This window comes from Eubacterium ramulus (genome assembly GCF_003122485.1).
Taxonomy (GTDB): Bacteria; Bacillota; Clostridia; order Lachnospirales; family Lachnospiraceae; genus Eubacterium_I; species Eubacterium_I ramulus_A.
Genome location: NZ_JRFU01000211.1, coordinates 1 through 7,500 on the forward strand (window position 1 = coordinate 1; position 7,500 = coordinate 7,500).

5 protein-coding genes are annotated in these 7,500 nt (G+C 41.6%); all 5 read right to left on the minus strand.

The genetic code is table 11. From position 1 onward, the window contains the following. Positions 1–197: 197 nt before the first annotated feature. Entirely contained in the window at positions 198–1,532 is a 1,335-nt protein-coding gene (locus tag LG34_RS15515; RefSeq protein WP_109216873.1) for a Wadjet anti-phage system protein JetD domain-containing protein, read from the minus strand. Further along, positions 1,516–4,770: an SbcC/MukB-like Walker B domain-containing protein gene (locus tag LG34_RS15520; protein WP_181369401.1), complete on the minus strand. Its 3,255-nt coding sequence runs from the start codon at positions 4,768–4,770 to the stop codon at positions 1,516–1,518. The genes LG34_RS15515 and LG34_RS15520 overlap by 17 nt, the downstream gene beginning before the upstream one ends. After that, entirely contained in the window at positions 4,757–5,404 is a 648-nt protein-coding gene (locus LG34_RS15525) for a DUF4194 domain-containing protein (protein WP_181369402.1), read from the minus strand. Before LG34_RS15525 ends, LG34_RS15520 begins: the two co-directional genes overlap by 14 nt. After that, positions 5,404–6,807: a Wadjet anti-phage system protein JetA family protein gene (locus tag LG34_RS15530; RefSeq protein WP_242979927.1), complete on the minus strand. Its 1,404-nt coding sequence runs from the start codon at positions 6,805–6,807 to the stop codon at positions 5,404–5,406. Before LG34_RS15530 ends, LG34_RS15525 begins: the two co-directional genes overlap by 1 nt. Before the next feature lie 217 nt (positions 6,808–7,024). Continuing rightward, on the minus strand, positions 7,025–7,237 hold the full coding sequence (locus tag LG34_RS15535) for a hypothetical protein (RefSeq protein ID WP_146190246.1): 213 nt from the start codon (positions 7,235–7,237) through the stop codon (positions 7,025–7,027). Positions 7,238–7,500 lie beyond the last annotated feature (263 nt).

A 7,500-nucleotide genomic window follows, 5' to 3' on the forward strand; every position in this document is an offset into this window, starting at 1 on the left:
AGGGTATATAGCTCTTTTAGAGTTTACACAGAATTAATTACAGTCTCTCACGCACCAAGTCTCACGTGCGTTCGACTTGAATCTGATATGATTCCCCTCTTTTTTATTCGCTATAATTTACAAATCATGAAATTTTCCATCTTGCATTATCTGTCATAGCAGCATTTTACTATAAGCTTTTCTTCACAGTCTCCTATTTACAGATTTTTCTTCATAATCTCGTAACTTATAATTTCCTGCTCCAGCTTGCAGTCATGCTCCAGCATATATTGCATAACCTCCGCATAAAATCCCTTTTTCAGAAGATTTCGTGTTTTCACTTTGTCCGTTTCACTCAATTCTCTGCCATATCCGCTATAGGTTTCCAATTCAGAGACTCCCATATACAAAGGCATAAAATCTATCCCGGTTCCTTTTCGCAAATGTTTCAAAATATAGAAGCCATCCGGATCAAGATCTCCAAAATGAAACCATTGTTTCTCTGGATTTTCTTTATAAACCTGTTTCAAAAATGCCTGTTTTGCACTGTTATGATATCCTGCCAGGAAAAGATATGCACACTTTTCATCCTTCAGGCGATGAAAAGAAGTAAGATTTTCCACCGTGACTACCTTGTCTGCCCCTACACGAATAGCATTCATCTTTTGTATCAGTTCCGAAGATAGCGCGATCGGTGCATCTCCGATTCGGATACGTTGTCCATTTTCCAGCTGGATTTCTATATTTCCTTTCAGATAAATATATGACGGATTGGTATAAATCTGAAACTCTTCCAGAATGATTTTCTGCCGTTCCCTGGTATCGTCAATGCCTTCCAGAAGTTCTGAAAAATCCAGGTATTTCGAAAGCACTTTGCATACTCGCGTTCTGTAATGATCTTCAAATTCTTTGCTGCCATCCAGTATCATCATAGACAGTTCCCGTTCCAGAATTTCTTCTTTATTTGTGCAGATAAACTCTAAAATCCTTAGCAATTTGTCGCATACATCTAATTCATAATCCGGTTTTCTTCCCGCTTCGACTTTGGCAAGCTGATCCCTGCAAAACATGTCGCTAACCGCATATTTTTTCTGTTCTGCATCATCTGCAACTTCTGCAATTCTTACCTGTTCTGCATTATCTGCCACACTTATCCGCCCAACATCATCCGTGATCTGTATATCATCCGCAATCCCCTTCTGCATCCATCTCTCAAACAACGCAATCTGCTCCTGAATCATATCCTTCTTCTGTTTTCTATCCAACAGTTCATAATACTCATCCAGCTTTTCCTTGCAGGCAGCCAGTTTTGTGATCACCTCATCTTTTTTATAAATCCGAATCAGTCCCTGCTCCTGCAAAACCTGCATCTCAGTTTCAAAATCCTTCACCTGTGCTACATTTGCAAAATCAGAGACATATTCTTTCCACACCTTCTCCGGTTTGACCGCAAAATTCTGTGAAACAGCATTCGTCCCCTCATAAGTTTTGCTGTTTTCATATTTGTCCAACAGGGCATGCAATAAATTACTCTGATTAATCGTTAAATTCATCCAGTTTCACTAATCCTTCCACTGCATTCGTATATCGTCCGGTAATGATCAGGCTGACGGTAGACTGAATATACTGACCGATACTTCCTATTTTCTCCGGCGGTGCGGCATAAATTACCTGAAATCCGTTTTCCTCCAGATATTTTACCATCTGCTCAATGCGCTCTCGCGACAGCGCGGAAAACGCCTCGTCGATAAATGCCAGACGCGCACAGCAGCTTCGCTGCGGATAACACTGCAACAGGCTTGCTGCCAGAATAATAAAATATGGTGTCTGTTTTTCACCATTTGACGCAGAACCCTGTTTTTTCGAAAGGTCAGCTGTTATTTTTTCCTCACCCTGACGGCTTGTGATCTCCATATCATAAGTAAAATACTTCCGATAATCCGTATATTCTTCCTCATCCTCCTCATTTAAGATCATATCCATAAATTCCCGGATGTCCCGTTCCATCTCTTCGTCTTCCCGATTGGCATTCATATACAATTCCGGAGAGTTCATGTAATTCTCCAGTTTTTTACAGATCCGGAAAAACAGTAATCGCTCCGGTTTTTCCTGCATCTTAAATTTATAGGTATCCTGCCCGAACGGAATCTGCTTCAATTCACGGTTGATCGCATCAATCTCACGTTTTGCCTCACCGATGGTCTCATTCATTTCTGCGACAAAATCATTCATAAATGCACTTTCCAGTTTCTGTGACTGATCCAGCAGTTTACTGTGCACTTCTTCAATTTTTACATTCGCAATCTCACGATATTCTTTCCGATAAAACGGAATGTACGCCGGACCGCGCTGGTTCATATCCTTTCCGGCGATTTTGCAATATTCGATCTGTTCATTTTCCAGCTCTTTGACACATTCTTCCAGACCGAATCTCAGTTTTTTCAGCGACAATTCTGAAACCACACGAACCTCATCCTGCTTTGCAGAAAGTTTTTCGTATTCCTCTAACATTGCCCGTTCCAGTTCAAGATACTTCATCCGGATTTCTTCATATAGTTTTTCACAGGTATGAATCTCTCCTGAGATATTTTTTCGACGCTCCTCATAGCCTTTCTGCTCACTCTGACATTCTCCGATTTTTGTATAAAGGTGATTTTGCTGTGTCTCTACTTCCTGATAAGCCTTTTTCGCATTAATCTGCTCCTTCAAAATAGCCGCAAATTCCGGGCTTTCCTGAATCTGACGAATCGTATCTTCGTATTTATGCTTCTCCGTCTGATTTTGTGCCAGCAGCTCCGGAGCTTCCACATGGTAATTATTTATTTCCAGATCTACGCCACGCAGCGAACTGATTTTTTCTTTCGTCTGCTTCAGTTCGTCCATCACCTGATCATAGGCTTCCTGCACGATCTGTTTTTGTTCACGCACAGATTTTTTCTGCAATTCAATGGCATCCTGTCCCAGACAGATCTGCGTCTTTTTCATATTCATGCAGGAAACCGCATAACTCTTTGCAAGCATTCCGTCCTTCATCAGACTGCCTTTTGGATATTCATGCAATTCGTTCAAACTGTCGCACAGATGAATTCCGTTCAGCAGGTAGTTGGCATATCTTCTGGCATCAACATTTGGAATTACTAACTGTTCCGCAGCCGATCCTTTTACCACCTCAGAATCCGGCAGCTTATCCGTAATGACAACCGTTGCCGCATGCAGCTTCTTTTCCTGCAAAACACGCATTGCTTCCAGACAGTATTTTCCGTCCACGATCAGATAATAGCGCTTTCGTCCCAGAAAAGTCTCAATTGCCTGCCGCCAGGAAGTATCTTTCAGATCCTGAACCAGTTCTGCAAACATACGCACCTCGGCATTGATTCCCTTTTTCGCAAATGCATCTTTGATCACCTGTTTTGCCTTAACTACTTCTTCCGGGAAAATGATCTGATTTGCATCCAGCTGTTTCAACTGTTTTTCCAGATTCGTAAGTTCCTCATGCCGTATACGTTTTTCATCCTCTAAATGAACTCTCTGACTTACAAGCAGATTCTGCTGCTTCTCCACTGCATCCAGTAAACGAAGCAGTTCCTTACGTTTCTGATCCGCGGAAGATCCTGCTTCCCCAAGATGCAGTAAGACCGGTCTGCTGCCAGCATCCAGTTTTTCCAGCAACCATGCAATTTCTGTGGAAAGTGCCTTCTGAATCCGCAGCAATTTGGCAGTCTGTTCCTCTTCCTTTTCGATTTTAAACGAAATCTGCTGAACCTGACTTTTCAGATTTTCTATGGATTTTTGCATTCCCTGGTAAGCGTCATTGGACTCCGCGATCTGTAACCGCTCTCTTGCTGCTTCCAGAAGTTTTTGCAGATCCTTCTGTCTCTGCTCCAGTTCCTTTTTCTTCTGCTCTAATTCCGTGACATGAATCTCAATTTCCTCTTTTTCCTTCTGTTTTGCCAGAACTTCCTGATACTTAAAGATCATTTCCCGGATGTTGAGATTTCGCTTTTTCGTTTCGTATTGCTGACTTTTATTTTCAATCTCTACCAGCTTATTTTTGCTGTCACGCAGATCTTCATACATTTTTCGGATATGGTCGAACTGCTCCCGCTGTTCCCGAAGTTCCTTCAAAGAATCCACATTTCCCGGCTCCAGTACACATTCCGCAATAAACTGATCAATGTTATTCTGTGGATCAAATGCCATCATTTTGATCAGTTTGGAACGGTATTTGCTTACCTCACAGCGCAATCCCAGCGCACGTATGATCTGCTCCGTTCCACGCTCTCTGCCCATAAACTCTGCCGATTTCATGCGGACACCTTTTACTTCCAGCAGATTTTTCGGTGTTACATACATGTTTTTTCCATCAATCTCACAAAAATTCAGATCCTCGATCTGCGCATTTCTGCAGACAAACCAGCTACTGCCGGGTGCAGAAACCTCATCCGGGGATTCTATGCACACGCCGATCACCAGATGTTCCTGCTCTGCCGGTGACCAGAATTCCATTGCAATATAACTGACGACCTGTCCCTGACGGAGATACCGCGTTGCACCATTACTTTTCGTATCGCCCCGCACATAGCCTTTTACCGTTCTGTCCTTATCTTTTGCCGCTTTGTTAAACTGTGTATTTCCAGTGAGCACATACGTCATGGCATCCAGAACCGTTGATTTACCACTTCCGTTGACACCGGTAAACAAGGTGGAACCTTCCAATTCGATACACACATGCTGAAAACGGGACCACTGCACTAATAATAATTTCGTTGCTGTTTTTCTATTCTGCATCATCCGCATCTTCCTCCGTTTCGGTATCTTCTTTTTCCATCATTTTCTTTTCCGTCACTTCCACAAACTTTTTAAATTCCTCTGTATCCAAAGCAAACTGCAAAGATGCATACAGGCGGATGAGGCAATCCGGCTCCCCGACCTTTCCTTTCACTTCGATCAGATTGTAACGGGAAAATAATTTCAGAATATTTGCCATCAATGTTTTGTCTAACGGTTCCTTGAGTCCGTATTTTTCCAATGTAAATCCAAGATCCGTGATGGAAACTGTAATTGTCTGTGCCAGGCTTCCGCTGCGCAGGCGGTCCACATACAACGTCCACAGACAGCACAGCACCAGACTCTCCGCTTTCTTCAACGCCAGACGGTTACCCTGAAGTTTTCCATTTTCGCCAAACTCCGCACTGTTTCGAAGCATGACTACACCATTTTCCCGGTCAAGCACGATATCAAATCCAATAAAGGAAAAATACTGTTCAAATACTTCCTGCCGCTTTGCCACAAAATAATACATTTTTTTATAATCTTCGTCCTTGTCCCGCACAAGAAACGTCTGTTTTAAGAGTCTTCTACAGCTTTTCTGAAATAAATGCTTCTCCGAAGAAGTAAAATCTTCCCATATTGTCTCTATACTCATCATGCATCCTCCTTCGTTATCTTAAACCGTCTCAAACGCATGTCATTTGCTTCATAAAATCCATCCTGCACTTCCACTTCAAATCCGTTTTCCTTTGCATAGGTGATCGCGGAAATATTGGCAAGAATATCTTCTTTTCGATGCAGCGGGAGATCCTCACTCTGAATTTCTCTGGCATCTCCCATCTGTTTTTCCAGATAACGCTTCATCATATCCCGGGCATACGGGTTGTACGCCTCTTTTCGCTGTGCTTCCATTGCCGCCTGAATTGCTTCTTCTGTCATTTCTTCGATTTCTGTCACAACCGGCTCTTTGATCGACTGCATCTGACGCGGGAAGCGCACAGATCCCTCATCCAGGAATTCGTGACTGTTCAGTTGGAACAGGTCTTCCATCTCCTCCGGAAGCGTATCTTTCATGGAAAGTTCTGTCATTTCTTCCATCAGATACCGCATGGTCCTCTCTACATTTCCACGGATATCATTCTCACGATTTCTCAGGAAACGCGCCCTGCCGATTGCGATCTGCAGATAAATATTGATCTTATGCTTGATATCATGCATAATCTGGTCATAATCTTCATCCAGAAAACGCTTGGTTGCCTGAATCATATCCAGTACCAGGTCTTCTGCCTGCATATGATCCATATTTTCTTCTTCCATGCAATCCTGTACCATACGCTCAAATACCGGTTCATCCGCGATCATCCCATCTAATTTTGTTTTTATAAAAATTCGATAGATATGGATATTCTGCTGTTTCGTCAGTCTGGAATACTCACGGATAAAATTTCCGTCACAATATTCCAGAATATTTTCGGTCAGGCTCTCCAGTGTCTGTTCCTGCACCATTTTTTCAATGATCTTTCGAATGAATGTAGAAAGTTTTTTCAACGCTTTGGAGAGATCCCTTGCGTTTTTATTTATATTTTTTATGCCGTTTACATATGGATTTTCTTTCCACTGTTCCGGATTATTTAATGTATTGTATATGTTGTAAATATAACTGGAAAATTCCTCCTGCTCCGGTTTTTCCAACTGATTCAAAAACTCTGCCAGCGCAATTCCGTTTTCCGTCATTACGATCTGTTTTTCGTATGTCGTATCATCAATTTCTTCATACAGCCAGCCAATCTCTTTTGAAATAAATTTGCGAATCACAGCTACTGCCATATCATTTGCGGTCCTGTCTCCGGTGTACTCCTCCTCTGACAATTCCACATGATGCTCCAGGAAATAAATTGCCAGCGTATCCCGGATCCTGTTTCGCGGAATACGATAACTGATCTCTCTTTCATATTCTTTATAAATCAACTGCATGCAGTCGGCATAAATTCTCTGATTGCTGCCACTTGCCAGATTATTGAAAAATCCTGCCGGAATTACATTAAAAACTTGAAACATCAAAAAAGCTCCTTCCTATGTATTTTCCGTTCTTTTTTATATCATACTATAGATCCTTTATTTTTTGCAAATTCAAGCGACCATTAGTTTAAAAAAAGAAAAAAGTGCAGCAATCATTTCTTTCATTGCTACACTTTTCATATTTATACTTTATACGTTATGTAAGTTTTTTATCTCAGTTATGAAAACTTTCACTTCTATAAATCGTGAGTAATATTTACCGCCAGATTCCCCGCCGCTTTCGTATTTTATAATACATACTGTTTTCCATCGCCATAACTTTTTCCAATGGAACGCTCTTGAACACCGGCATTTTCATCTTGAACTTGATCCAGAAGAAGGAATAAACCGCCAATATCGCAAAAGTAATTCCCGTTACCAGCCAGATCATATTGCGTTCCACCGGATCTGTGGAAATATTCAGAATCATATAAATAATTTCTGCAATACCAACAATTGGAGGCACCGGTCCGAAGGGCACTTTAAAACTAAGAAAATGCCATCTCTTATGTTCTGGTAAACAAAAAAGACGCCTGCGGCTGCAGACATCCTTGACTGGTTTCATTTTCTATATTTTGTTTGCTTTTTTTATTTGCACTTATCATAATCACTCAATATGGATTTGTATTGTAAAAAACGATACAAGATTCAAGTCGAACGCACGTGAGACTTGGTGCGTGATTCTGGTCAGCG